This window comes from Vannielia litorea, from assembly GCF_900142295.1.
Classification (GTDB): domain Bacteria; phylum Pseudomonadota; class Alphaproteobacteria; order Rhodobacterales; family Rhodobacteraceae; genus Vannielia; species Vannielia litorea.
In genome coordinates, this window is the sequence record NZ_FSRL01000001.1 from 3119570 (window position 1) to 3143387 (window position 23818).

At 70.5% G+C, this 23818-nt stretch carries 18 protein-coding genes and 1 tRNA gene; 8 read left to right on the top strand and 11 right to left on the bottom strand.

What is annotated here, in order from left to right; translation table 11 throughout:
* Complete coding sequence (locus BUR94_RS15235; RefSeq protein WP_074257034.1) at positions 1-861, bottom strand: hypothetical protein; 861 nt, start codon at positions 859-861, stop codon at positions 1-3.
* A gap of 161 nt (positions 862-1022) precedes the next feature.
* On the bottom strand, positions 1023-1667 hold the full coding sequence (locus BUR94_RS15240; RefSeq protein WP_074257035.1) for a hypothetical protein: 645 nt from the start codon (positions 1665-1667) through the stop codon (positions 1023-1025).
* A gap of 145 nt (positions 1668-1812) precedes the next feature.
* Between BUR94_RS15240 and BUR94_RS15245 the strand changes: the two genes are divergently transcribed.
* Both BUR94_RS15245 and BUR94_RS15250 read left to right on the top strand, forming a co-directional pair.
* The gene (locus tag BUR94_RS15245; protein ID WP_074257036.1) at positions 1813-3021 is read left to right on the top strand and encodes a phenylacetate--CoA ligase family protein; all 1209 of its coding nucleotides are present in this window, start codon (positions 1813-1815) and stop codon (positions 3019-3021) included.
* Positions 3022-3101: 80 nt separating this feature from the next.
* A complete protein-coding gene (locus BUR94_RS15250) occupies positions 3102-4754 on the top strand; it encodes a peptidoglycan-binding domain-containing protein (RefSeq protein WP_074257037.1) in 1653 nt (550 codons plus the stop codon).
* Here BUR94_RS15250 and BUR94_RS15255 read toward each other — a convergent pair.
* The gene (locus BUR94_RS15255) at positions 4751-5797 is read right to left on the bottom strand and encodes a helix-turn-helix domain-containing protein (RefSeq protein ID WP_074257038.1); all 1047 of its coding nucleotides are present in this window, start codon (positions 5795-5797) and stop codon (positions 4751-4753) included. The genes BUR94_RS15250 and BUR94_RS15255 overlap by 4 nt on opposite strands.
* A 142-nt stretch (positions 5798-5939) precedes the next feature.
* Here BUR94_RS15255 and BUR94_RS15260 point away from each other — a divergent pair, with 142 nt between their 5' ends.
* Positions 5940-6965 (top strand): alpha/beta hydrolase family protein, encoded by a 1026-nt coding sequence (locus BUR94_RS15260; RefSeq protein WP_074257039.1) that lies wholly within the window; start codon positions 5940-5942, stop codon positions 6963-6965.
* A 74-nt stretch (positions 6966-7039) separates the two neighbouring features.
* Here BUR94_RS15260 and ykgO read toward each other — a convergent pair whose 3' ends face one another.
* Both ykgO and BUR94_RS15270 read right to left on the bottom strand, forming a co-directional pair.
* Positions 7040-7165 carry a type B 50S ribosomal protein L36 gene (gene ykgO / locus BUR94_RS15265; RefSeq protein ID WP_043868284.1) on the bottom strand — a complete coding sequence of 42 codons (126 nt, stop codon included), beginning with the start codon at positions 7163-7165 and terminating at the stop codon, positions 7040-7042.
* A gap of 79 nt (positions 7166-7244) precedes the next feature.
* Positions 7245-7319 (bottom strand) — tRNA-Val (locus BUR94_RS15270).
* A gap of 134 nt (positions 7320-7453) precedes the next feature.
* Here BUR94_RS15270 and BUR94_RS15275 point away from each other — a divergent pair.
* Entirely contained in the window at positions 7454-8344 is an 891-nt protein-coding gene (locus tag BUR94_RS15275; protein ID WP_074257040.1) for an N-formylglutamate amidohydrolase, read from the top strand.
* A gap of 87 nt (positions 8345-8431) precedes the next feature.
* Positions 8432-8863 carry a PaaI family thioesterase gene (locus BUR94_RS15280; protein WP_074257041.1) on the top strand — a complete coding sequence of 144 codons (432 nt, stop codon included), beginning with the start codon at positions 8432-8434 and terminating at the stop codon, positions 8861-8863.
* On the opposite strand, the gene BUR94_RS15285 is transcribed toward BUR94_RS15280, so the two are convergent.
* Entirely contained in the window at positions 8856-10109 is a 1254-nt protein-coding gene (locus BUR94_RS15285; protein ID WP_074257042.1) for a DNA polymerase IV, read from the bottom strand. The genes BUR94_RS15280 and BUR94_RS15285 overlap by 8 nt on opposite strands.
* Positions 10110-10275: 166 nt before the next feature.
* Here BUR94_RS15285 and BUR94_RS15290 point away from each other — a divergent pair, with 166 nt between their 5' ends.
* Complete coding sequence (locus BUR94_RS15290) at positions 10276-11169, top strand: SPFH domain-containing protein (RefSeq protein ID WP_074257043.1); 894 nt, start codon at positions 10276-10278, stop codon at positions 11167-11169.
* Complete coding sequence (locus BUR94_RS15295; RefSeq protein WP_074257044.1) at positions 11169-11450, top strand: NfeD family protein; 282 nt, start codon at positions 11169-11171, stop codon at positions 11448-11450. The genes BUR94_RS15290 and BUR94_RS15295 overlap by 1 nt, the downstream gene beginning before the upstream one ends.
* A gap of 66 nt (positions 11451-11516) precedes the next feature.
* Here the strand turns inward: BUR94_RS15295 and pyrF are convergent, their stop codons facing one another.
* The 4 genes from pyrF to BUR94_RS15315 form a co-directional block, all read right to left on the bottom strand.
* Positions 11517-12248, bottom strand: coding sequence for an orotidine-5'-phosphate decarboxylase (gene pyrF, locus BUR94_RS15300; protein WP_139301296.1), 732 nt, complete (start codon positions 12246-12248; stop codon positions 11517-11519).
* A gap of 163 nt (positions 12249-12411) precedes the next feature.
* Positions 12412-14469 (bottom strand): penicillin-binding protein 1C, encoded by a 2058-nt coding sequence (pbpC, locus tag BUR94_RS15305; protein WP_074257045.1) that lies wholly within the window; start codon positions 14467-14469, stop codon positions 12412-12414.
* Positions 14459-15019, bottom strand: coding sequence for a putative glycolipid-binding domain-containing protein (locus tag BUR94_RS15310; protein WP_084193062.1), 561 nt, complete (start codon positions 15017-15019; stop codon positions 14459-14461). The genes pbpC and BUR94_RS15310 overlap by 11 nt, the downstream gene beginning before the upstream one ends.
* Positions 15020-15033: 14 nt before the next feature.
* Positions 15034-20496 (bottom strand): alpha-2-macroglobulin family protein, encoded by a 5463-nt coding sequence (locus BUR94_RS15315; RefSeq protein WP_074257047.1) that lies wholly within the window; start codon positions 20494-20496, stop codon positions 15034-15036.
* Positions 20497-20708: 212 nt separating this feature from the next.
* Here BUR94_RS15315 and BUR94_RS15320 point away from each other — a divergent pair, with 212 nt between their 5' ends.
* Positions 20709-22982, top strand: a complete 2274-nt coding sequence (locus BUR94_RS15320) for an ATP-binding protein (protein WP_074257048.1) — start codon at positions 20709-20711, stop codon at positions 22980-22982.
* A 6-nt stretch (positions 22983-22988) separates the two neighbouring features.
* On the opposite strand, the gene yaaA is transcribed toward BUR94_RS15320, so the two are convergent.
* Positions 22989-23765, bottom strand: a complete 777-nt coding sequence (gene yaaA / locus BUR94_RS15325; RefSeq protein ID WP_074257049.1) for a peroxide stress protein YaaA — start codon at positions 23763-23765, stop codon at positions 22989-22991.
* Positions 23766-23818 lie beyond the last annotated feature (53 nt).

Consider the following 23818-nt stretch of genomic DNA (forward strand, 5'->3'; position numbering starts at 1 on the left):
CTACCGCGTGTTCGAGGCCTCGGCCTCCGCCCGCATCTCGGCGATGCGCTCCAGCGCCTCGGCGCGGGTGTTGCGGATGTTGGGCTCGAAGTCCTGGCTCTCGGAGCGCAGGCGGATATCGGCCTCGGTTTCGCTGCCGGGCGCGTAGCGCACCGATCCCAGCGAGGCGGCGAGGTTGAGCCGCTTGCCGCGCGAGGCGTAGCGGACCCAGGCGGCGGGCTCGATGCGGCAGTTCTCGTAGTTCACCAGGAAGAACCACTTGCGGTCGGTTTCGGTGATTCTCTCCTCGATATGGTCGTAGACATCATCGACATCGCGCGAATGGGCGAAGGTGAAATCCTTGAAGTCGACCTCCATCACCAGCGCGTCGGGGTCGAAGGTGATCCGGGCGCGGATCTCCTCGACGCTGTGGTTGGGCTGGTGGACAACGCGGCGCTGGCGGGCGTTCCTGAACGTCTTCAGCCGGGCAAGCGCCGCCTCCCGGTCGGGCTGCAGGTTGGCATCGAAGTTCTCGGTGCCCGCCGACCGCTCGATCTGGGCGCGGGTGATCTCGCTCACGTCGAAGCGGACGGTGCCCATGGAATAGGCCAGGTTCAGCGCCCGGCCTCGGCGGGCGAAGGCGATCCAGGCGTCGGGGTCGATCCGGTTGTCGGAGTAGTTGACGAGAAAGAACCACTTGTCCTCGCCGGTCGCGGCGATGCGCTCCTCGATCCGGTCGTAGAAGCGGTTGACCGCGCGGGAGCTGGTGAAATGGAGCCCGGAGAAATCGGCCTCCATGATCGCCTCGGCCTCGTGAAAGGTGATGCGGGCATCGAGAAACTCGTCCGACAGGCGGGCGGAGGTTGCGGTGAGCTGTGGCATAGGCCGGGGCCTTTCTTCATACAGGATCACTCGCGCGCAGGGGGAGTATGGCACGGGACGCCGAAAGAAGAACCGGGCAGAGTGCCGCAACGGCAAGGCGTTGCGGTTCTCCGCTCATCGGCCCGGGTCGGGGCCCGGGTCGGGGCCCGGGTCGCGGTGTGTCAGCGGGCGTCGGCCATCTCTTCGAGGGTGTCGAGCGCCTCTGCCACGGTGTCCCTGTTCCAGCCGCGCGAGGTCAGGTAGGTCAGCGCCGCGTCGCGCCGGGCCTGCCAGGTGGCGCTGCTGCGCACGGTGGGCGAGAGCACGCCCGCGAGCTTGAGCACGACGAGGAACGACATGCTGCCGGGCGTATGGCCGCGCGCGATGCGGCCTTTGGTGACCGGCGATTTGGTCTGCCGCTTCTCGATGCCGCCCCCGGAGCGGTTGGCGCTCTTGTCCACCACCTCGAGCCGGATGAACTGGCCCGCCGCCGCGGTGGACTTGGCGCGCAGGTGATCCACGTCGAGCCCGCCGGGAATGGAGGGGTTGGCCAACCCGTAGGCCTGCTTGATGAAGCGCAGGTAGGCGTCGCGGTAGGAGCCGTAGCTCGGCACCGCCCAGACGCTGGAGAGCGTGGGGTTGGTGGGATGGATGAAGAAGGCCGAGGAGCCCTCGACATCGGTCACGAGGCTGCCGCCCCAGACGCGGGCATTCACCTGGAGCAGGTCCCAGGGCAGGTTGACGGCGGGCGGGTTGGCGGCGGTGTGAAACTGATGGAGCAGGTGGTCGGCCCGTGTGGACACGATCTGGTGCATGGATTGGGTCATTGGAAATCACCTTTGTGAAGAACGTCTAATGCGTCTCAGTAGAGCGCATGCCGGGAGGGCGCTCAACGATTCCATGGCTGCCGCCTTGCCCGCGCGGCGCGGCTGGGGTGGAATGGGGGCCACACGCAGTGGGGAGGAACGGTGTATGACGGACGGACCGGAGTGGCGGAGCGCAGAGGCGCGGGCGGCGGCCCTGGCAGAGGCCCTGCCAAAGCAGGTGGCGCGGGCGCAGGGCTTGCCGGGATACGCCGCGCTGGCGGGCGTGGAGGCGGGCGCGATCACCGATGGCGCGGCGCTGGCCGGGCTTCCGGTGCTGCGCAAGGCCGCGCTGATGGAGGCGCAGGCGGCGCGGCGGCCTCTGGGCGGGCTGGCCACGGTGGAGCCCACCGGCTTTACCCACCTGTTCCAGTCTCCCGGCCCGATCTACGAGCCGGGCATGACCAGCGCCGATGACTGGTGGCGCTTCGGGCCGTTCCTGCGGGCGGTGGGCATCGGCGCGGGAGACGTGGTGCAGAACTGCTTTTCCTATCACCTGACCCCTGCGGGGCTGATGTTCGACAACGGCGCGCGGGCGGCGGGGGCGGCGGTGATCCCGGCGGGCACCGGGCAGACCGAGTTGCAGGTGCGAGCCGCCGCCGACCTTGGCGCCACCGCCTATGCCGGCACGCCGGATTACCTCAAGGTGATCCTCGAGAAGGCCGACGAGATGGGAGTGAAGCTGGGCTTCACCCGTGCGGCGGTCTCCGGCGGGGCGCTGTTTCCGTCGCTGCGGGAGTGGTACGGGGCGCGCGGGATCACCTGCCTGCAATGCTATGCCACCGCCGATCTGGGCAACATCGCCTACGAATCCGCGCCCGACTCGGGGATGATCGCCGCCGAGGGCGTGGTGGTCGAGATCGTGACGCCGGGCACGGGCGAGCCGGTGCCCGAGGGCGAGGTGGGCGAGGTGGTGGTGACCACGCTCAACCCCGATTACCCGCTGATCCGCTTTGCCACCGGCGACCTCTCCGCCGTGCTGCCGGGCCAGAGCGCCTGCGGGCGGACCAACATGCGGATCAAGGGCTGGATGGGCCGGGCCGACCAGACCGCCAAGATCAAGGGCATGTTCGTGCGGCCCGAGCAGGTGGCCGAGCTCGTGCGCCGCGTCGGCGCGGCCCGTGCGCGGGTGACCGTGACCCGGGCCGAGGAGCGCGACGTGATGGCGGTGGCCTTCGAAACCGAGGGTGGCCAGGAGGACACGCTCGCCGCCGCGGTGCGCGAGATCCTGAAACTTTCCGGTGAGGTCAGCATTCATCCCTTGGGAAGCCTGCCGAAAGACGGCAAGGTTATTGATGACCAGAGGTCTTATGACTGACCGGAGATCGCGCGGCAGAAGGCCCGCACTCCGAGGTTCGGGTCGCGCATGAGCGCCGCGGGACGGCGCGGGAGGTAGGCATGAAACGAGCAATCCTTCTGGTGCTGGCGCTCACCGCGCCCCCTGCGCTGGCCGACCGGGCACTGATCCTGGGTCAGCCCGAGGGGGGGCGGGGGATCTTCGGGGCGAGCCCGCCCGACCTTGCGGCGGCCTATGAGGACGCGGGCTTTACCGTGATCGGCGGAAGCCCGGCCACGGCGCAGCTGATGCGCGAGGGGCTCGCGCGGTTCCTGCAGGGGATCGAGGGCGAGCGGCGGCTGGTGATTCACCTCTCCGGGCCGATCGTGCACGCGGGCTCCGACTCCTGGCTGCTGGCCGATGACGCCGAGCGCCCGAACCTGGCCAGCGTTGCCGGTCAGGGGCTGGCGCTTTCGACCGTGCTGGAGATCGCCGCGGCGGTGCCGGGGCAGTCGGTGGTGCTCATCGGGGCCAGCGCCGCGCCCGACCAGCTCGGGCCGGGCTTGGCCGCCGGGCTGGGGCTGCTCGACGTGCCGCAGGGCGTGACCGTGATCCGCGGCCGCTCGGCGCAGGTGGGCGCCTTTGCCGTGGGGCCGCTGCTGGAGCAGGGCCGGAGCCTCGCCGCGCTGGTGGAGGGCACCGAGGCCGTGACCGGCGAGGGATATCTCTCCGACGCCACGATCTGGCGGCCCGAGGGCGAGACCAGCGAGGCCCCCGCGACCGACGACGCGCCGGTGGCCGATGCGGCAGACGTGGAGCGCGCCGTCTGGGAGAGCGCGGTGGATGCCGACAGCAAGGAGGCCTACCTGGGCTACCTCGCCCGCTACCCGCTGGGGCAGTTCGCGGCGCAGGCCCGCAAGGCGATTGCCGAGATCGAGGCAGAGCCCTACCGCGCCGAGCGCAAGGCCGAGGAGGCGCTGGAGCTGAGCCGCGACGAGCGCCGGCAGATCCAGCGCAACCTGACGGTGCTCGACTACCGGCCGCGCGGGATCGACGGCATCTTCGGCCCCGGAACGCGGGGCGCGATCAAGGCCTTCCAGGAGAAGAACGGCTTTCCGCCCTCGACCTACCTGACCCGCCAGCAGATCACCCGGCTGGCCGAGCAGGCCGAGCGCCGCACCGCCGAGCTGGAGGCCGAGGCCGAGCGCCGCCGCCTGGAGGCCGAGCGGCAGGACCGGGCCTATTGGGAGGTGACCGGGGCCGCGGGCGACGAGGCGGGGCTACGGGTGTACCTGAAGAAGTACCCCGACGGGATCTACAGCCAGATCGCGCAGGAGCAGCTCTCGATCATCGAGGAGGACAAGCGCCGTCAGGCCGCCGCGCAGGACCGCGCGGCCTGGGACGTGGCGGTGCAGGGCAACACGGTGGCGAGCTACCGCGCCTATCTCGTGGCCTATCCGCAGGGCGCCTTTGCCGAGGAGGCCCGCGCCCAGATCGACAGGCTGACCGAGGAGGCCAGCCCTGACCGGCAGGAGGCCGAGGCGCGCGAGGAGGCGCTGGGCCTGCCGCAGTTCACCCGCGTGCTGGTCGAGCGGCGCCTCGCCCAGCTCGGGCTTGAGCCGGGGCCGACCGATGGCGAATTCGACCAGCAGACCCGCCGGGCGATCCGCCGCTTCCAGCGCGACCGGGAGCTGGAGGTGACGGGCTATCTCGACGAGGCCACGGTGAGCCGCATGCTGGCCGACGCGGGCGTCAGTATCATCCGCAGGCCCTAGCGAGCCAGGCCACCCCGCTGCCCGGCGTCCGGCGCGACGGCGCGCGGCTGGCCTGCGCCGGGAGCCTGTTTGCGGAGCCAGTCGCTGGGGCTTTCGCCCGCCACCCGCAGGAACTCGCGGTTGAAGTTGGACTTGGTATTGAAGCCTGACGACAGCATGGCGTTGGTGATGCTCTCGCCGCCCATGAGCGCCCGCTGTGCCGCCTCGACCCGTGCCTTGTTGACGAATCGCGAGACGTTCTCGTCCGTCGCGCGGTTGATCGTGGTCGAAAGCACCTTGGCGGGCACGCCGAGCCTGCGGGCCAGCCTTGCGAGGGTCAGGTCGGGGTCGAGATAGGGCCGACGCTCTGCCATGTAGGCGGTGACCCGGCTCCAGACCTCGGCATCGGGCTCGGTGCCGGGGGCCTCCTGCGGGGCCTCGTCTTCGGCGCCGGTTTGCAGGTGGGACGACAGGCTGACGATGCCGATCACCAGCAGGTTGCCGACCGAAAAGAGGCTGATGATCCAGGGTTGCAGGTGGCCGTAGCCGCTGGCCTGCGCGGCGAGGATCAGCCCATCGCTCAGGGCCGAGGCCACCAGCGCCAGGCCGATGATGAGCCAGATCAGCGAGGGAATGCTGCCGTTGGACAGAACGGCGCGCGGCTGGGCGTCGGGCCCTTGCAGGGAGCGCAGAAGGAGCGCCGCGCCATACCCGAGGAAAGCGCCGGGCAAGGCCAGGTCGAGCAGGCGGGGGGCCGTGAGCAGGGCGAGGAGCGCGCCGAGGGGCACGAGCGCATGGGCGAGGTCCGCCCAGGCGGCGCGGCGCACGGCGGTGAGTTGAAAGGCGAGCCAGGCGGCGACGGGGATCAGGGTGGCGGTGATCGGCTGGAGGTGGCGCATCCCCGGCAGGGCGTAGTGCTGGGCGAGCGCGATGATGAGCGACTGCGCGGCGCAGATCGCCAGCAGGGCGGCGAGCGGGCCCAACCGCCTGTCGGACAGACAGAGCCGCAGGCAGGCGAAGAGCAGGACGAGGGCGACGAAAACGGGAATCGGGAAGGTCGGCATGGGGGCGCTGCGCTTGGTGCGGTGTCCGGCCTCGTTAGACCAAGATCGCGATCCGGGCGACCTGAAACCGGTTCGAGGTCGCGCAGGCCGGGACGCGGGGCGCAGGGTCGGGCCAGCAGACTTCAACCCGAGGAGAGACCCGATGACCCCTGCACATAAACTCGCTGCCCTGCTCCTGCCGATGATCTCGGCGGCCAGCTTCGCCACCGCCGAGCCCGCGGGGCTGACGATCGAGAGCATGTTCATGCCGCACCACGCAAAGGAGACCCGCGCGGCGATCTGGTATCCGTCGGGCGGCGGCGGCGCGGTGGAGCCTTATGCCGACAACCCGGTTTTCGTGGGCCTGGAGGTGGCAATGGGGGCGGAGATCGCGCCCGGCCGCCACCCGCTGGTGCTGCTCAGCCACGGCATGGGCGGGACCGACAGGGCGCTGGCCTGGCTGGCCTCTGACCTCGCCGCGCGGGGCGCCATCGTCGCGGTGGTGAACCACCCCGGCACCACCTGGGGCGATCACGACATGGCGCGGGGCGTGCGGCACTGGACAAGGGCCGAAGACATGCGCGCGGCCCTGGATGGGCTGCTGGAAGACCCGCGCTACGCCCCCCGGATCGACCGCAGCCGGATCATGGCGGCGGGGTTCTCCTACGGCGGGTGGACGGCGCTTTCGCTCGGGGGCCTGCGGGGCAACCATGCCGGCATCGTCGCGGCCTGCGAGACCCACGGCGCGGCGATGGAGGCCTGCGAACTGCTGCTCTCGGAGGAGGTGCGCCTGCAGGATCAGGACCCGGCTCTGTGGAACGCCTCGCGGCGTGATGCGCGCGTGACACAGGTGGTGGCGATCGACCCGGGGTTCGTCTGGGGGCTGGAGGCCGGAGACGTGGCCGGGCTGGAGGTGCCCGCGGTGATGGTGGGGCTTGGCGGCGGCGAGGACAGGATGCTGGCCACGGACTTCGACCGGAGCGGGCTGGCGGCGCTGTTGCCCGGGGTGACGGTGCTGCGCCATGACCCGGCCAATCACTTCACCATGATGCCGATCTGCAAGCCGGAGGGGGCGGCGCTGCTGCAGGCGGAAGATGACGACCCGGTCTGCACCGACCCCGAGGGCAGCGAGCGCGCTGCCCTGCACGCAGAGATCGCCGGGATGATCGCGGGAGCGCTGGGGCTCTGACCGGCGCGCCCGCCCGAAAACAAAAAAAGGCCGCCCCGAGGGGCGGCCCTTCCTGTCTAGCGCGCTGAAGCGTCTCAGCCCTGACGGGCCTTGTAGCGGCGCTGGGTCTTGTTGATGACGTAGACACGGCCTTTACGGCGGACCACGCGGCAATCCCGGTGCCGGTTTTTCAGCGAGCGGAGCGAGTTGCGAACTTTCATCGTCTCTTTCCTCTCTTGCGGCCCCTAACGCGGCAGTTGGGTGCCAAGTTCAACATGACCCTGGAAGGGTCGGCTCATATGGTGGGCGATACTGGGATCGAACCAGTGACCCCTTCGATGTCAACGAAGTGCTCTACCGCTGAGCTAATCGCCCTGTCCTCCTCGAATCGCCCCGTTCTCAAAGCAAAAGACGCGGGGCGGTCCGCGTCGGTGCGGTGCGTATAAAGTGAAGCCGCGCATGGTTCAAGGGCTTTTGGCATGGCTTGCTTTGAAGCTATAGTCGCGGCCATGAACGAGAGCCAGGCAAGGGCATACCGGATCGAGCGGCCGCGCGTGCGGACGACCGGCGCGGTGTTTGCCTCGCCGCACTCGGGCAGCGAGTATCCCTGGGCCTTCCTGCGGGCCTCCGTGCTCGACGAACGCAGCATCCGCAGCTCCGAAGACGCCTTTGTGGACGAGCTTTTCGGCACCGCGCCCCAGCATGGCGCCGTGCTGCTGGCCGCCTCGGCCCCGCGCGCCTACATCGACCTGAACCGCTCGGCCGACGAGCTCGACCCGGCGCTCATCAGCGGCGTGGCCACGGTGACGCACAATCCGCGCGTCAGCTCGGGGCTGGGGGTGATTCCGCGCGTCGTGGCGGGCGGGCGGGCGATCTACCGGGGCAAGATCACGCTCGACGAGGCCCGCGCGCGCATTGCCGAGGTCTGGCGCCCCTATCACCGCGCCCTGCAACACGAGATCGACGAGGCGCGCGCCGAGTTCGGCCGGGCGATCCTGATCGACTGCCATTCGATGCCGCATGAGGCGATCGACGCCGCCGGCAGCCGCAAGGGCCGGGGCGCGGCGGCGCGTGTGCCCGAGATCGTGCTGGGCGATCGTTTTGGCGCGGCCTGCGGCGGCGAGGTGATGGACCACGTGGAGGCAGCCTTTGCCCGCGCCGGCTTTCGGGTTGCCCGCAACGCCCCCTTCGCCGGGGCCTATGTGGCGCAGAGCTATGGCCGCCCGGCCCGGGGCCAGCATGCGGTGCAGGTCGAGATCGACCGCGCGCTCTACATGGACGAGGCCACCATCACGCGCGGCCCGCAGTTCGGCGAGATCCGGGCGCGGCTGGGCGAGGTGATCGCCGAGATCGCGGAGATCGGGCGCGGCGCCGCGTCAATGCCGCTGGCCGCCGAATAGGCCGCTCCCCCTGTCCGAACGTGACGTAAGGTTTGACGCGGGCCCGCACGGGCGCATCCTGAAGCCCGGCAGGCAGGGGAGGTTCGGATGCTGACACGAGATGAGGCGCAGGCGATTCTCGATGCGCAACCGTTCTCCCGGCTGGTCGGCGCGGAGCTCGAGAGCTTTGGAGAGGGCCGCTGCGTTGTAGAGGCGCCCTTCCGCGAAGAGCTGAAACAGCACATGGGGATCGCCCATGGCGGCGTGATCGCCACCCTCGCCGACATGGCGCTGACCTTCGCCGGCGGCACGGTGCTGGGGCCGGTGATCACCTCGGAGATCAAGATCAACTACATCCGCCCCGCCGCGGGAGACCGCCTGATCGCGCGGGGCGAGGTGGTGGGCCATGGCCGCCGGCAGGCGGTGACGCGCTGCGACATCTTCTCGGTGACGGACGGAGAGGAAAAGCTCTGCGCCGCCGCGCAGGGCACCATCGTGAAGGTCGAGGGCCAGGCGCGCTCCTCCGGCCCCTCTACCTGAGCGCCCTGCCCTTCAGGATGGCATCCTTGCCGAAGCGGGCGCGGATCGTGTCGGTCGCCCGCTCCGCCCTGGCGCGGGCGCCTGCGCCGGGATCGAGCAGATCGCCCGAGAGGTCGGCGGCGGCCTCCGGCGCGAGGTCGGAGAGGCCCACGCCGATGAGGCGGAAGGGGCCGTCGCTCCCGGCATGGTCGAAGAGCTCGCGGGCGGTGCGGTAGATCCTGTCGGCGATCTGGGTCGGCTCGCGCAGGGTGGTGCGGCGGGTCAGCAGCTTGAACCTGGCCGTCTTCAGCTTGAGCGTGACCGTGCGCCCCGAGAGCTCCTTGGCCTTGGCGCGGGCCGAGACCTTCTCGGCAAGGCGCCAGATGTGGCCGTCGAGAATGTCGGCGCTGGCGGTGTCTTCGAAGAAGGTGGTTTCGTTGCTGATGCTCTTGAGGCCCGAGTCGCGGCTCACCCGGCGGCTGTCCTGCCCCCGCGCGAGATGCCAGAGCCGCGCGCCCGAGGCGCCGAAACGGGCGGCCAGCTCCTTCTGCTCCCAGCGGCGCAGGTCGGCGAAGGTGCGGATGCCCGCGCCCTCGAGCGCGGCCTGAAACGCCTGCCCGACGCCCCAGATCATCCGCACCGGCTTGTCGCGCAGGAACGCCTCGGTCTCCGCCACCCCGATCACCGAAAAGCCCTGCGGCTTGTCGAGGTCCGACGCGATCTTGGCGAGAAACTTGTTGTGGCTGAGCCCGATGGAGCCGGTGACGCCCAGCTCGGTCTTCATCCGTTTCACCAGCCCGGCGAGCATCACCGCCGGCGGCTGGCCATGCAGGCGCGCGGTGCCGGTGAGATCCATGAAGGCTTCATCCAGCGAGAGCGGCTCGATGGAGGGCGTCAGATCCTCCATCATCGCGCGGATCTGGCGCGAGACCTCGACATAGACCTCCATCCGCGGCTTCACCACCACCGCCTCGGGGCAGAGCTTGAGCGCCTGGAACATCGGCATGGCCGAGCGCACGCCCTTGATCCGGGCGATGTAGCAGGCGGTCGAGACCACCCCGCGCCGGCCGCCGCCGATGATGACGGGCTTTGCCGCCAGCTCCGGGTTGTCGCGCTTTTCGACCGAGGCATAGAAGGCGTCGCAATCCATGTGGGCGATGGAAAGGCTGAAAAGCTCGGGGTGCGCGATCACGCGCGGCGACCGGCAGGCGGGGCAGCGGACGCCGTTTTCGAACGGGGTCAGGCAGTCGCGGCAGAGGGCGGGCATGGTTTGTGGCACTCGTCAGGCGCCCGCATGGTAGCGCCGCGGCGGCGCGTGTCCAAGCGGTCACGCTCTGCCCGGCGACGGGGGGCTATGTCGAAAAACACTTCAAAACGGCGTGAGCGATCCACATATGTGGAGAGGCAGGGGCAGTTTTTTACAGGATTTGGGCATGAACTTCATGGATTTCCTTCCGAGCGTCGGCGGCGGCACCATCGTGGTCGGCCTCCTCGCGCTCTTCGTCATCATCTCGATCTTCCTCGGCGTGCGGGTCGTTCCGCAGTCGGAGAAATACGTGGTCGAGCGGTTCGGGCGCCTGAAATCGGTGCTTGGACCGGGCATCAACCTGATCGTCCCCTTCATCGACCGGGTGCGGCACAAGATTTCGATCCTCGAGCGGCAGCTGCCGAACTCCAGCCAGGACGCGATCACCGCCGACAACGTGCTGGTGCAGGTCGAGACCTCGGTGTTCTACCGGATTCTCCAGCCGGAAAAGACGGTCTACCGGATCCGCGACGTGGACGGCGCCATTGCCACCACCGTGGCCGGTATCGTCCGCTCCGAGATCGGCAAGATGGAGCTGGACGAGGTGCAATCGAACCGCTCCGCGCTGATCGCCTCGATCAAGAGCCTGGTCGAGAGCGCGGTGGATGACTGGGGCATCGAGGTGACCCGCGCCGAGATTCTCGATGTGAACCTCGACCAGCAGACCCGCCAGGCGATGCTGCAGCAGCTCAACGCCGAGCGCGCCCGCCGGGCGCAGGTGACCGAGGCCGAGGGCAAGCGGCGCGCGGTGGAGCTTGCCGCCGACGCCGACCTCTACGCCGCCGAGCAGAAGGCCAAGGCCCGCCGGGTGCAGGCCGATGCCGAGGCCTATGCCACCGGCGTGGTGGCTGCGGCGATTGCCGACAACGGGCTGGAGGCGGCGCAATACCAGATCGCCCTGAAGCAGGTGGAGAGCCTGGTGGCGCTGGGCGAGGGTGACGGCAAGCAGACGATCATCGTGCCGTCCGACGCGATCCAGGCCTTCGGCAACGCCTTCAAGATGCTGCGGGGTGGCGCGTGATGGCAGAGTTCTTCACCACCTGGTGGGCCTGGCTCGCGCTGGCCGTGGTGCTGGCGATCCTCGAGCTCTTCGCCCCCGGCTTCATCTTCGTGGGCTTCGCCATCGGCGCGGCGATCACCGGCGTGCTGCTGGCCCTGGGCATCAGCTTTGGCGGCAGCCTCGCCTGGCTGGCGCTGTTCTTCGCCGTGGTCTCCGTGGTGGCCTGGGTGGTCTGCTACAAGACCTTCGGCGGCAAGGGCCGCCAGGTGCAGACCTTCGACGAGGACATCAACGAGGGCTGAGCTGCGCCCGAAGCGACAAAACGAAAAGCCGCCCTCCGGGGCGGCTTTTTGCTTGGGCCATCTGGCTCAGGGCAGTTCGGAGACGATGGCGCGGGCGGCGGCATCCGGGTCTGCCGCCTGCCATACCGGGCGGCCCACCACGATGTGGTCGGCCCCCTGCTCCACGGCGTAGGCCGGCGTGGCGATGCGCTTCTGGTCGCCCTTGGCGCTGCCCTCGGGCCGTACGCCGGGAGTGACGATGAGCTTGCCCGCCGCGCTCGGCAGCGCCCGGATCGCTGCCGCCTCATGCGGCGAGGCGATCACCCCGTCGGCCCCGGCCTCGAAGGCCCGCGCCGCGCGCTCGGTGACGATCTCGGCCACATCGCCCGCTCGGATCAGCCCGGCATCGAGATCGGCCCGGTCGAGCGAGGTGAGGATGGTCACGGCGAGGATCTTCAGCTCGGTGCCGCCCTTGCCCTCCTGCGCCGCGCGCACCACATGCGGGTCGCCGTGGACGGTGAGGAAATCGAGCTCGAACTGGGCGATCCCGCGCACGGCGGCCTCCACCGTCGCGCCGATGTCGAAGAGCTTCATGTCGAGGAAGATGCGTTTGCCGTGCTCCTGCTTCAGCTCGTTGGCCAGGGCCATGCCGCCGCCGCAGAGCATGCCCAGCCCGATCTTGTAGAAGCTCACCGCCGCGTTCAGCCGCCCGGCCAGCTCCAGCCCCTGCACCGCGTTGGGCACGTCGAGCGCCACGATCAGGCGGTCGTCGGGCAGGCGGTTGTGGGCCGTGGCGGCATTGGCGGTCGCGGTGTGCATGGGAGCCTCCTGAGGATGTTTCCCCTCCCTACGCCCTGCCCCGCTGTCGCGCAAGTTTAGGGCGTTTCGCATGAGGACTTGCAGCAAGAAGATGGGGCCGGCCACGCGCCCTGTTCATTCTCTTGCTTCAGGTAACCACCAGAACCTCTCTTGGCGGGCGCTCTCAGTTCAGCACGCGGATCGAGGCGCGGGCGGCGCGGCCCTCGGCGTCGATCACGGTGAGCTGCAGAAAGCCCGGCGCGGCCCAGTCGAATTGCGCCTCGCGGTCGCGCAGGCCGGTGGCGAGCGGTGCGCCGTTGGCCAGCAGGGTGAAGGGCGGGCGGCCGTCGCGGAGCTTGACCACCAGCGCGCCGCCGGTCTCCAGCTCGGCCCCGTCGGGCGGGTAGGCGAGCTTGGGGGCATCGGGCGCAGTGGTGGAGAGCGCGGCGGAGCGCGAGGCGAAGTTGCGCAGCGGCTGGGGCAGCTCGGGGTTGGAGACCAGCAACACCGAGGGCGGCGGCGGGGCGAAGGCCTCGCGCTGGTGCTTCAGGCGGTCGAAGCTGGCAAAGAGCAGCGGGCCGGCGATGCCCGCGCCAAAGGCCCCCGGCACCGGCGTGCCGTCGGCCCGGCCGATCCAGACGCCCACCACGTGGCGGGCATCGTAGCCCAGCGCCCAGGCGTCGCGGTGGCCGTAGCTGGTGCCGGTCTTCCAGGCCATCGGGCCGTGCGAGGCGCGTGGCGGCGGCGGGAGCTGCGCGAGGATATGGGTGACCTGCCAGGCCGCCTCGGGCGAGAGCACGCGGCGCGGCGCGGGGTGCCGCGGGCTCTGCGCGGCGGAGAGCGCGATGCTCTCGCCTCCGCGGGCCAGCGCCGCGTAGAGCTGGGTGAGGTCGTTCAGCGTAACGCCGAGGCCGCCCAGCGCCACGGCGAGGCCCGGTCGGCCCTGCGGCAGCTTGGGCTCCATCCCGGCGCGGCGCATGTGCGCCAGCAGCCGCTCGGGCGTCAGCGCCTCGGTGAGCTGCACCACGGGGATGTTCAGCGATTGCCGCAGCGCCTCGGAGATCCGGATCGTGCCGCGATAGTGGTTGTCGAAGTTCTGCGGCGCATAGCTGCCGAAGGCCATCGGGCGGTCTTCGATCAGGGTTTCGGGGTGCGCCAGCCCCTGGTCGAAGGCCAGCCCGTAGACCAGCGGTTTCAGCGCCGATCCGGGGGAGCGGAAGGCACGGGTCATGTCGACCCAGCCGGCGCGGGTGTCGTCGAGGTAGCCTGCCGAGCCGATCGAGGCGAGGATCTCGCCGGTCTGGTGGTCGGCCACCACGATGGCGACCGAGATGCTCTCGCCGATCTCGCGGGCGGTCTGCGCGGCGAGCGGCTCCAGCGCGGATTGCAGGCGCTTGTCGATGGTGGTGGCGTGGCGGGTGCCGATGGGATTGGCGGCCAGCAGCTGATCCGACAGGTGCGGCGCCAGCGCCGGAAAGTCGCGGCGGCGGGCGGGCACCGGGTCGCGCAGCGCCGCTTCCGCCTCGGCAGGCGACAGCAGGCCCTTGCCTACCATCCGGTCGAGCACACGGCTGCGGGCGGCGCTGGCCGCATCGTTGGCGCGGTCTGGGCGGCGGCGCTCGGGACTTTGCGGCAGGGCCACCAGCAGCGCGGCCTCGGCGGGGGTCAGGCGGCGCGGCTCCTTGCCGAAATAGGCGAGCGAGGCGGCGCGGACCCCTTCGAGGTTGCCACCGAAGGGTGCGCGGTTGAGGTAGAGCTCTAGGATCGCCTGCTTGCCCAGCCGCCGCTCCATCGCCAGCGCCAGCCGGACCTGCCGGATCTTGCCCTCCCACTGGCCGGTGGGCCCGTCTTCAAGGATCCGGGCGACCTGCATGGTGAGCGTGGAGCCGCCCGACACCACCTCGCCGTGCCACACCGCCTGGGCCACGGCCCGCAGGGTGGCCCGCCAGTCCACGCCCGGATGCGACCGGAAGCGCTTGTCCTCGTAGGCCAGCAGCATGTTCACATAGCGCGGGTCGACATCGGCCGGCGTGGCATGCAGCCGCCAGCGCCCATCGGAGACGGTATAGGCCCGCAGCAGGCTGCCGTCGCGGGCCAGCACCTCGGGCGAGGCCTCGGCCACCAGCGGCGGCAGCACCGTGCCGTCGACCCATTGGTCGAGACTGTCGCGCGCCAGCCCGAGGGCGAAGAGGGCGATGGCCAGGCCCACCGCCAGCCGCCCGATGAGCCGCTCACGCAACATCGACCGCCCCCTCCCAGAGACCGGGATAATGGGTGACAAAGCCCGTGGGGTGCACCGTCAGCTCGGCCTCGAAGCCCGGCGAGGCATAGGCAAAACGGCCCGCGCCCTTCTGGGTGTAGCGCTGGGGCAGGCGCTCCAGCGTGCCGTCCTGCTCCTCGCGGAACCAGGCCGCCGCCACCTCCTCGGTGCCCTCGAAGGCCAGCCGGCGCAGCGGCAGGAGGTTGGTGGCCGGGGTGAAGGCGAGGTCGACATCCACGCAGTCCTCCAGCGCCGCCGGGCCGTCGCCGAGGCACCAGCCGGTGGGGCCGCGCAGCAACCGCCAGGCCACCTCCTGCCCGCCGATCAGCCCGGTCACATCGGCCGATTGCGCCTCCCACATGGCGTTGCAGCGCACCAGGTAATCCAGCGCGGTGCGCTGGCCGCCGTGGTCATAGCGGGCGTGGCCGCAAAGCATCCAGCCGCCCGGTTCCTCGACCAGGCGGCAGGTGTCTTCGCCGGGCCGGTCCAGCCGGCGCCAGCGGGCGGTGGCGTGGGGTTTGCCGTTCTTCACCGGCGCCCCCGGCCCTATTCCACCACCGTCACCCGGCCCGCATCGGTGCGGGCGCGGTAGGCGGGGCGATACATGTCTTCGACCGAGGCCGCCGGGTGGTGATAGCTGCCCGGCGAGATGGCGCGGACGATATAGGCCAGCCGGAACGGCTTGTCGGACCGCCAGTTGACCGCCGAGAGAAACCGCTCCTGCCGGAACTCGGAGTGTTCGGCGGAGGTGGTCTGGAGCCAGTTGAGCTCGCGGATGTCGCCGGAGCGGATCAGCGAGGGGTTGTCGATCTCGAAGCCTGCGGGCAGGGCATCGTCCACCATCAGCCGGGCATCGCGGCGGCCGAAGGGGGTGACGGTGAGCACCACCACCATGCGCTCGCCCGCAGGCACCGCGCCGAGATCAACTCCGAAGCCCTCCATCGTGTAGTACTGCCGCTCGATCGCATAGCCGTTGCCACCGGCGGGCTCGGGCTCGGAGGGCACGCCGAAGGTGGTGAGGGTCAGGGTCGTCTGCGCGCCGCTGTCGTTGCGGATCTCGACCGGCTGCGCTGCCGTCTCGTCGGCCAGCACCTCGACCAGCGGGCCGGTGACCGGCTGGCCGTTGCGGGTGAAGCCGTCGCGCGGGGCAGCGTCGATCAGCGCCTTGGCGGCCATCAGGGTCCAGACCTTCTCCTGCGTCGAGGTGTGGCCGGTCTGCCCGGTCACGCGCACGGCCAGCGCCTCGCGGTTGACCGTGTTGCTCCCGGCCTCGGCGGAGAGCGCCAGAACGGCGGCGGCATCGCGCAGGTTGGTGCCGTAATCGTCGCGCCAGGAGGTGGCCTGCTCCTCGCCGGGGGTGGCGGCGAGCTGGGCGGCGGCGCGGGCAAACATGGCGTCGGCCCGGGTCGGGTCGCCGTAGAGCGCCAGCGCGGTGCCGAGCTGGGCCGCGCCAAGCGGCGTGGTGAAGGCCTCCGGCTTCACGTCGGCATAGTAGCGCAGGTCGCCCATCGAGGCCGCGCCCTCGCGGGCCAGCACCATCAGCGCATAGGCGATGGCCTCGCCGCCGCTGTCGAAGTCGGCGGCGTAGTTGACCTGGTTGCGCAGGTTGTCGAGCGCGTTGCGGAAGGCGATGGCGGGCACCTCGTAGCCCTGCGCCCGGGCCCGGCTAAGGAAGTCGGTCACATAGGCGTCGAGCCAGAAGTCGCCGTCGGAGGCATACCAGAGGCCGAAGCCGCCCGAGGCCGCCTGGCGGGCGAGGATGCGGGTGATCGCCCCCTCCACCCGTTGCCGGGTGTCGGCCTGCTCCTCCAGCCCCATCGCGCGGGCCACCTCGTCGAAGTAGAGCAGCGGCAGGGCGCGCGAGGTGGTCTGTTCGGTGCAGCCGTAGGGGTAGCGGTCGAGCGAGGCCAGAAGGCCCGGCACGTCGAACCGGCCGAGCGGGCCGAGCGCCAGCGTGGCCTTGCCGGTGCCCGGTTGCAGGCCGGTGAACACGTCACGGGTGAAGCTGAAGCTCTGGCCCGAGGCCAGCTCGAAGCGCGAGGTGCGCGAGACTTCCGGATCGTTCAACTCGATGGGCAGGTTCAGCGGCTTGTCGAGCACCTCGCCGGAGGGCGTGGTGAGCGCCACGTTGATCCGCGCGAGGCCGGGATCGCCCGCGACCACGGTGAGCGGCAAGCGGATGGTCTGGCCCTGCGCCAGCTCCATCGTGGAAGCCGCGCCGGTGGGCAGGGTCACGCCGGTGCCGGTGACGGAAAGGCCGATCTGGCCGGTCTCGCCGGAGGCATGGGTGATCTCCAGCAGCAGCCGGCCCTCGTCGCCCGGCGCCATGAAACGCGGCAGCGAGGCTTGCAGCACGATGGGGTCGCGCACCAGCACATCGGCGGAGGCCTGCCCCACCCCGGTCTTCGACCAGGTCACGGCCATGACCTTCACCGTGCCGTTGAAGGAGGGCATCTCGAAGGAGGTGCGGGCATAGCCATCGGCCCCCACCTCGAGCGGGCCGGAGAAATAGGCCACCAGCTCCTCGGTCGGCGGCGGCGACTGGCGGGAGGCCGAGGCGGCATCACCGCCCGAGCGGATCTCGCCCACTGCGCCGTTCATCCCGTCGATCAGCCGGCCGTAGATGTCGCGCATCCCCATGCCGAGGCGGCGCTGGCCGAAGTAGTGGCCCGAGGGGTCGGGCGGGGTGAATCCGGTGAGGTTGAGGATGCCCTGGTCGACGGCGGCGAGGGTGACATGGGCGGTTTCGCCCGGCAGCACGCCCTCGACCTTCACGGCGACCTCGAGCGGGCCGCGCGGGCGGATCTCGGCGGGGGCCTCGATGCGGGCGGCAAGCTGGTGCGCGCCCGGGTCCACGCTGGCGTGGCTGAGGCCCAGCGCGCGGGCCGGGCCGCGCTTGTCGGCCACGTCCATCGGGCGGATCAGCGTGGCGGTCACATAGGCGCCCGCGCCCCAGTCGTCGGTCACGGGAAGCTGCACCAGCGTGTCGGTGCCCTCGGCCACCTCGACCATCTTCATGTCGATCAGGCGGTTGGAGACGACCGTGACCAGCGCCTTGCCGGCATAGCGCGGCACGATCCGCAGGGTCGCAGTGTCGCCCGGCCTGTAGCTCTCGGCATCGAGCGAAACCTCAAGCGTGTCGGGCGTGGAGGACACGTCGACCGGCGCATACCAGCCGGCGTAGAACTCGTAGGAGGCCGAGACATACTCGCCGTCCAGCCGCTCCACTACCAGCTCGTAGGTGCCCCAGTCGACCTGCCCCGCCACGGCGAGCGGGTCGGCCCCGAGCCGGCCCTCGCCCACGGCGATGCGCTCCCGGCGGGTGATCGGCTCCCAGTTCCAGGCGCCGTACTCACTGTACCACTGGTAGCTGCGGGTGACGCGGTTCAGCGTCCATTTCACGGCCATGTCGGCGGGCGCGAGGTCGGCCCCGAGCGCGATCACCGAGAAGCCGGCCTCGGTGCCCTCGGGCACCACGCCCTCAAAGGCGGGCTTGATGCCGATCATCGGCTTGCCCGGCCCGGTCACCACTGCCTCGCGGCGCTCCACCGGGCGGCCCGAGCCCTCGGCCACGCGCACGGTGAGCCGCGCCTCGATGGGGCCGTCGAAGCCTTCCATCTCGTCGGGCATGGTCAGTGCGAGCCGGGCCTTGCCGTCGTCATCGGTGCTGGTGCTGTCGAGCCAGGAGGTTTGCGGGCCGTTGGCGTTGTTCTGCGAGCCGAAGTGGTAGCCCGGAAACGCCTCGAGCTGGCGGCGCGCGGAGATGCGCAGCTCGCCCTCCACGGGCAGGCCCGCGCCGGGTGCGCCGAAGAGGTAGCGCACGTCGATCTCGGCCGTGGCCTCACCCTCGGTCAGCCCCTCGGTCGGCAGGGCAAGGGTGAAGTCGATCCGCTCGGGGAGGAAATCCTCCACCAGCACGGTGCGCGTGGCGAGCGGCGGCGCCTTCGGGTCGGCATGCAGGGCGAGGCTCCAGGCGCCGCGCGGCGCGACCCCGGAGACGGGCATCGAGAACACATGGCCGCCGTCCACCCCGCCGGGAGAGAAGTGGCGGGCATATTCCACCCCGTCGGGGCGGGTGAGGATGGCGGTCAGGGGCAGCCCGTCGATGGCCTCGGCCTGGCCGTCGCGCACCAGAGCGGTGGCATAGATCGTTTCGCCGGCGCGATAGGCGCCGCGATCGGTGGTGAGGAAGGCATCGACCGCGCCCGCGGGCTCCCGGCCCTCCACCCCCCGGTCGGAGAGGTCGAAGGAGGGATCGGTGAGCGACAGGAAGCCCATGTCGTCCTCGCCCTGCTTGACCAGCACCATCGCCGGTGCCGCGCCGCCTCGCCCGAGGGTGAGGCCCGGCTCGAACATGGCATAGCCCTGCGCATCGGTGGTGGTCTGCCCCAGCTCGCGGTTGGAGCGCGAGAGCAGCGTGACCTCGAGCCCCGCCATCGGCTCGGCGGTGGTGAGGGAGCGGGTGAAGACATGCAGCCCGTCGGCGCCCGACATCGAGGCCAGTCCGATGTCGGAGATCACGAACCACTGGGTCGCCGGGGGCGTCTCGTAGGGGTCGGCGCCGCGAATCCCGGCCTTCAGGGCATAGACGCCCGCGGGCAGGTCGGCGATGGCCTCGGCCATGGGCAGGCGGGTGGTGACATCCTCGTTCAGGCGCCGCTCCATGTGGCCGGTGCCCTCCCAGACCGTCTCGGCGATGTCGCCTTCGAAATAGTCCACCTCCCACTCGTTCAGCGGGCGGCCGAAGTAGCTCTCCTGGATCACCCGGAGCAGGTTGCGGTCGGAGACGCGGTGCAGCGACAGGTCCACCTCCTCGGTGTTGACCGTCACGATCGGCACGGCGGCATCCTCGGTCCTGGGCAGCACGTAGGCCCGGCCGGGGAAGCGCACCTGCGGGTCGCGGTCGCGGACGTAGAAGGAGAGGTCCACGTCCTTGATCATCTTCTCGCCGGTGGCCGAGGGCAGGCCGGCGCGCAGCAGCACCCGGTAGCGCTCGCCGTGCATCAGGCCCTCGATGCAGAGCTGGCTGCCCGAGGCCTCGGCGGTAAAGGAGGTGCCGGGCAGCGACACGTAGGGCGCGTAATCGGTGCCGGTTTCGGCCAGCCGCTCGGAGAACGAAACGCAGACGCGGGGGGTGGCGGGGTTGGGATCCACCTGGTGCTCGGTCACGCGGAAGCCGTATTTGCCCAGCGCGTCATCGAGCGCGGCCTGGGTGCCTGCGTTGGGCAGCACCTGCTGCGCCAGCCGCAGCGCCGGGATCATGTCGCGCCCGCGTCCGGCCCGCTCCAGCGCGGAGGCCAGCAGCCGCAGCGCGGCGGACTGGTCGACCCCGGAATCGGCGCGCAGGTAGGCGTTGATCGAGGCCATCAGGGCGCGGCGCTCGTATTGCCGCTTCTCGGAGCTGTTGTCGCCCGGCGCGTCGAGCGCGTAGCGGGCGTAATCCACCCATTGGTCGTCGCGGTCGGCGATCACCACCGCCGGGCCGACCCAGATCATCGCCTCGCGGAAATTTCCGTTGCGCGAGGCTTCAAGCGCCCCGGCCTCGAGCCGGTCCAGGGCCCAGCCGGCGGGGGAGTGCAGGCTGGCCATCTCCTCGGCAAAGCTGCGGGCCGAGGTCAGATCACCGGAGCGGAGGAATTCCAGCTCGGCGGCGCGGCTGCGGGCCAGCGCGAGCCGCTCGCTGCTTTCGGTGACCACGGTGGCCGATTGCGCGCCCTCATAGGCCTCGCGCCGCTCGACCCCGCGCTTGGGGAAGCAGGCGTTGGAGCGGGCATTGAAGGTGAAGGCGGTGCAGGCGGAATCGGCAACGCAGGCCGCGCGGCAGGCATCATAGGACGTGTCGAAGAGCGCGCGCAGGTCGGCACCGTAGAAATCCACGTCCTTCTCGGGCACCAGCCGCCGCTCGGGGATCGGCGCGGGCTGGCCCGGCCCCTGCTGTGCGGCGGCAGGCAGGCCGGCCGAAAGGGCAATCAGCAGGCAGAGGAAGGGCGCGAGAAGGCTGCAACGCATGTGAAATGTCCTCGGTTCTTAAATGCGGTGAATCCGCGATGATCGTGACATGGCCCCGCCGCGCGAGTCCAGTGGGGCGACCCAGAAGTGAATGCCGATTTCACGTTAAGGACGTTTAAAGACAAAGCGGGCAAAACCGGGGTGCGGCCGCTCTTAACCATGAGTCCCCCAGCCGGGCAGTGCGGGCCGCCGGAGCGACGGGGAGCCCTGGGATGTCACTGACCGACAAGCTGGCGAGAGAGAGGCGGGGGCGGCTCGCGGCCGAGCGGATGCTGGAGCTGAAGAGCCGCGAGCTGATGGCCGCCAACCGCAAGCTCTCGGACCATGCGCTGAAGCTGTCGGACACCATCATCGCGCAGCGCGAGGTGGTCGCCACCACCCGCGCCCAGGCCCATGCCCTGAAGGAGGAGGCCGAGACCATGAAGGGCGTGGCGCAGGAGACCCGCGCCAACCTGGAGAAGGCCGAGAAGGCCGCCACCATCGCCGAGCGGCGGCTGTGGGATTCGGTCGAGACGGTGACCGACGGCTTTGCCGTCTTCGACGCCGAAGACAGGCTGGTGGCTGCCAACTCCGCCTGGCTCTCGCTCTTCGAGGGGCTCGAGTCGATGGCCCCGGGCATCACCTACATGGACTTGCTGCGCCTTGCGGTGGAGGAGGGGCTGGTGGACCCGGGCGAGGCCAACCCGGGCGACTGGATCACATCCATGCTCGACCGCTGGGACACCGAGACCATCCCCGACATCACGATCCGCCTCTTCGACGGGCGCTACCTGCGGCTGCACGACCGGCGCAGCGCCAATGGCGACATGGTCTGCCTCGGCATCGACATCACCCACAACATGCGCCAGCAACGCGAGCTGAAGAAGGCGCGCGACGCCGCCGAGGCCGCGACCCGCGCCAAATCGGCCTTTCTGGCCAAGATGAGCCACGAGCTGCGCACGCCGATGAACGGGGTGGTGGGCATGGCCGACCTGCTGCTCGACACGAGTATCGACGAGGAGCAGGCGCTGTTCATCCGCACCATCCGCAATTCCGGCGAGGCGCTGCTGGAGATCATCAACGACGTGCTCGACTTTTCCCGTGCCGAGGCCGAGCGGCTGGAGCTCTACCCGGCCCGGTTCGACCTCGAGGCGATGCTCTGCGAGGTGGTCACGCTTTCGATGCCGGTGGCCCGCGAGCGCGGGCTGGACCTGATGCTCGATTACGCTCCGAACGCCCCGGTGATGGTCACCGCCGACCCCAAGCGCCTGCGGCAGGTGGTGGTCAACCTGCTGGGCAACGCCATCAAGTTCACCGAAACCGGCTATGTGCGGATCGAGGTGCGGGCGGCCCCGCCCCGCGCCGAAGGCGAGCCCTGGAGCCTGCGGATCGCCGTGGAGGACACCGGCATCGGCATCCCGCCCGAGTTGCAGGAGCATATCTTCGGCCAGTTCAACCAGGTGCAGGACGAGGGCAACCGGCGCTTCGAGGGCACCGGGCTCGGCCTTGCGATCACCCGACAGCTGGTGGAGCTGATGGGCGGGCGCATAGGCCTGCGCTCGCAGCCCGGGCAGGGCACGACCTTCACGCTGGAGCTGTCATTTCCGGCGGAAGCGCCCTGCACCCCGGTAGGCCGATGGCCCGAGGGGCGCGCGCCGCGGGTGATCGTGGCCACCTCCACCCGCGCCGGGGCCGATACCGCCCGGCACCGCTCGGAGGTGGTGGGCCTCGAGGTCGAGCTCGCCCGCACGCCGGACCTGCTGCACGCGCTCATCGAGAGCGGGCCGGAACCCGACCTGCTGGTGATCGACGGCGCCTTTCTGGGCGAGGATCCGGCCGGGCTGGTGCGCGGGCTGCGCGCGGTGCTGCCCCGCAGCCAAATCGCCTGCATCCTGCGGCACGGCAAGGCCGCCGTGCGCCAGGCGCTCGCCGGAACCGGAGTGGATCACATGGTGACCTACCCCTATCGCAACGCCGACATCGCCGCGGTGATGGCCACCCTGCCCGCCGTGCCGCTGCGCTTTTCCGCGCAGGAGGCCGCGCTGCCCGCCCCGCGCCCGGCGCCGGCACGGGTGATGCGGGTGCTGGCCGCGGAGGACAACAAGACCAACCGGCTGGTGTTCGCGGCCATGCTCAAGGGTCTCGCCCTGGAGCTGAGCTTTGCCGAGAATGGCGCGGAGGCTGTCGATCTCTACCGCACCACCCGCCCCGATCTCGTGTTCATGGACATCTCCATGCCCGAGATGGACGGCAAGGCCGCAACCCGCGCGATCCGCGCGCTGGAGGCAGAGCACGGCTGGCCCCGGGTGCCGGTGGTGGCGATGACGGCCCATGCCATGGCCGGAGACGCCGAGGCGATCCTCGCCGCCGGACTCGACCACTACCTGGCCAAACCGCTGAAAAAGCAGCTCATTCACGAGCAGCTCGCGATTCACGCGCCAGAGGGGGCCGAGCCCTTCGGCCCGGCGCAGGCGACAGCCGAAACCGGAGCGGCGCGGGCGGGCTGACCCGGTTCAGGCGGTGGTGTCGGGCCGTGAGAAGGTGGGCGCGTCGGGCTCCGACAGGTCGGGGCGGAAGCGGTAGCCGCCGGTGTCGAAGGCCTCAAGCGCCGCGGCATCCTGCAGCCGGCGCTGGATGATGAACCGTGCCATCGCCCCGCGCGCCTGCTTGGCGAAGAAACTCACCTGCTTCGCGCCGCCCGGCTTTTCTTCGAGAAACCGGGGGGTGACCACGCGCAACCCGTCCAGCGCCCCGGGCGCGACCGCGCCGAAATACTCCTGGCTGGCGCAGTTCACCAGCGTTTCGGTGCCCAGCGCACGCGCCTCCCCGGCCAACCGCTCGGCCAGCTTGTCGCCCCAGTAGCCGTAGAGGTTGGCCGTGCGCCCGACCTTCAGCCGTGACCCCATCTCGAGCCGGTAGGGCTGGATCGCGTCGCGCGGGCGCAGCAGCCCGTAGAGACCCGACAGGATGCGCAGGTGATCCTGCGCCCAGTCCAGCTCGTCGGGATCCAGGGAGGCGGCCTCGAGGCCCATGTAGGTGTCTCCCGCGAAGGCCAGCGCGGCGGGGCGGGTGACCTCGGGCGCGGGCTCGGGCGCAAAGGCGCGGAACCTGTCCTGGGTCAGCTTCGCAAGGTCGGGCGAAAGATCCATCAGCTTCTGGATCGCGGGGCGCGAGAGCCTGGCACCGGCGCGGGCCAGCCTTGCGGCATCTTCGGGAAAGGCCGGGGCGGTCTGGTCGGTGTCGCGCGGCTGCCAGTCGAGCCGCTTGGCGGGGGAGATCACGATGAGCATGGGGGGCTTTTAGCCGGGGTCGCGGGCGAGGGAAACACCCGCAAGGACGCCTC

What these genes read in the sequence shown, in the direction of transcription:
- BUR94_RS15235 (WP_074257034.1), bottom strand. Translation starts at nt 861, where the DNA reads ATGCCACAGCTCACCGCAACCTCCGCCCGCCTGTCGGACGAGTTTCTC.
- BUR94_RS15240 (WP_074257035.1), bottom strand. Translation starts at nt 1,667, where the DNA reads ATGACCCAATCCATGCACCAGATCGTGTCCACACGGGCCGACCACCTG.
- BUR94_RS15245 (WP_074257036.1), top strand. Translation starts at nt 1,813, where the DNA reads ATGACGGACGGACCGGAGTGGCGGAGCGCAGAGGCGCGGGCGGCGGCC.
- BUR94_RS15250 (WP_074257037.1), top strand. Translation starts at nt 3,102, where the DNA reads ATGAAACGAGCAATCCTTCTGGTGCTGGCGCTCACCGCGCCCCCTGCG.
- BUR94_RS15255 (WP_074257038.1), bottom strand. Translation starts at nt 5,797, where the DNA reads ATGCCGACCTTCCCGATTCCCGTTTTCGTCGCCCTCGTCCTGCTCTTC.
- BUR94_RS15260 (WP_074257039.1), top strand. Translation starts at nt 5,940, where the DNA reads ATGACCCCTGCACATAAACTCGCTGCCCTGCTCCTGCCGATGATCTCG.
- ykgO (WP_043868284.1), bottom strand. Translation starts at nt 7,165, where the DNA reads ATGAAAGTTCGCAACTCGCTCCGCTCGCTGAAAAACCGGCACCGGGAT.
- BUR94_RS15275 (WP_074257040.1), top strand. Translation starts at nt 7,454, where the DNA reads ATGAACGAGAGCCAGGCAAGGGCATACCGGATCGAGCGGCCGCGCGTG.
- BUR94_RS15280 (WP_074257041.1), top strand. Translation starts at nt 8,432, where the DNA reads ATGCTGACACGAGATGAGGCGCAGGCGATTCTCGATGCGCAACCGTTC.
- BUR94_RS15285 (WP_074257042.1), bottom strand. Translation starts at nt 10,109, where the DNA reads ATGCCCGCCCTCTGCCGCGACTGCCTGACCCCGTTCGAAAACGGCGTC.
- BUR94_RS15290 (WP_074257043.1), top strand. Translation starts at nt 10,276, where the DNA reads ATGAACTTCATGGATTTCCTTCCGAGCGTCGGCGGCGGCACCATCGTG.
- BUR94_RS15295 (WP_074257044.1), top strand. Translation starts at nt 11,169, where the DNA reads ATGGCAGAGTTCTTCACCACCTGGTGGGCCTGGCTCGCGCTGGCCGTG.
- pyrF (WP_139301296.1), bottom strand. Translation starts at nt 12,248, where the DNA reads ATGCACACCGCGACCGCCAATGCCGCCACGGCCCACAACCGCCTGCCC.
- pbpC (WP_074257045.1), bottom strand. Translation starts at nt 14,469, where the DNA reads ATGTTGCGTGAGCGGCTCATCGGGCGGCTGGCGGTGGGCCTGGCCATC.
- BUR94_RS15315 (WP_074257047.1), bottom strand. Translation starts at nt 20,496, where the DNA reads ATGCGTTGCAGCCTTCTCGCGCCCTTCCTCTGCCTGCTGATTGCCCTT.
- BUR94_RS15320 (WP_074257048.1), top strand. Translation starts at nt 20,709, where the DNA reads ATGTCACTGACCGACAAGCTGGCGAGAGAGAGGCGGGGGCGGCTCGCG.
- yaaA (WP_074257049.1), bottom strand. Translation starts at nt 23,765, where the DNA reads ATGCTCATCGTGATCTCCCCCGCCAAGCGGCTCGACTGGCAGCCGCGC.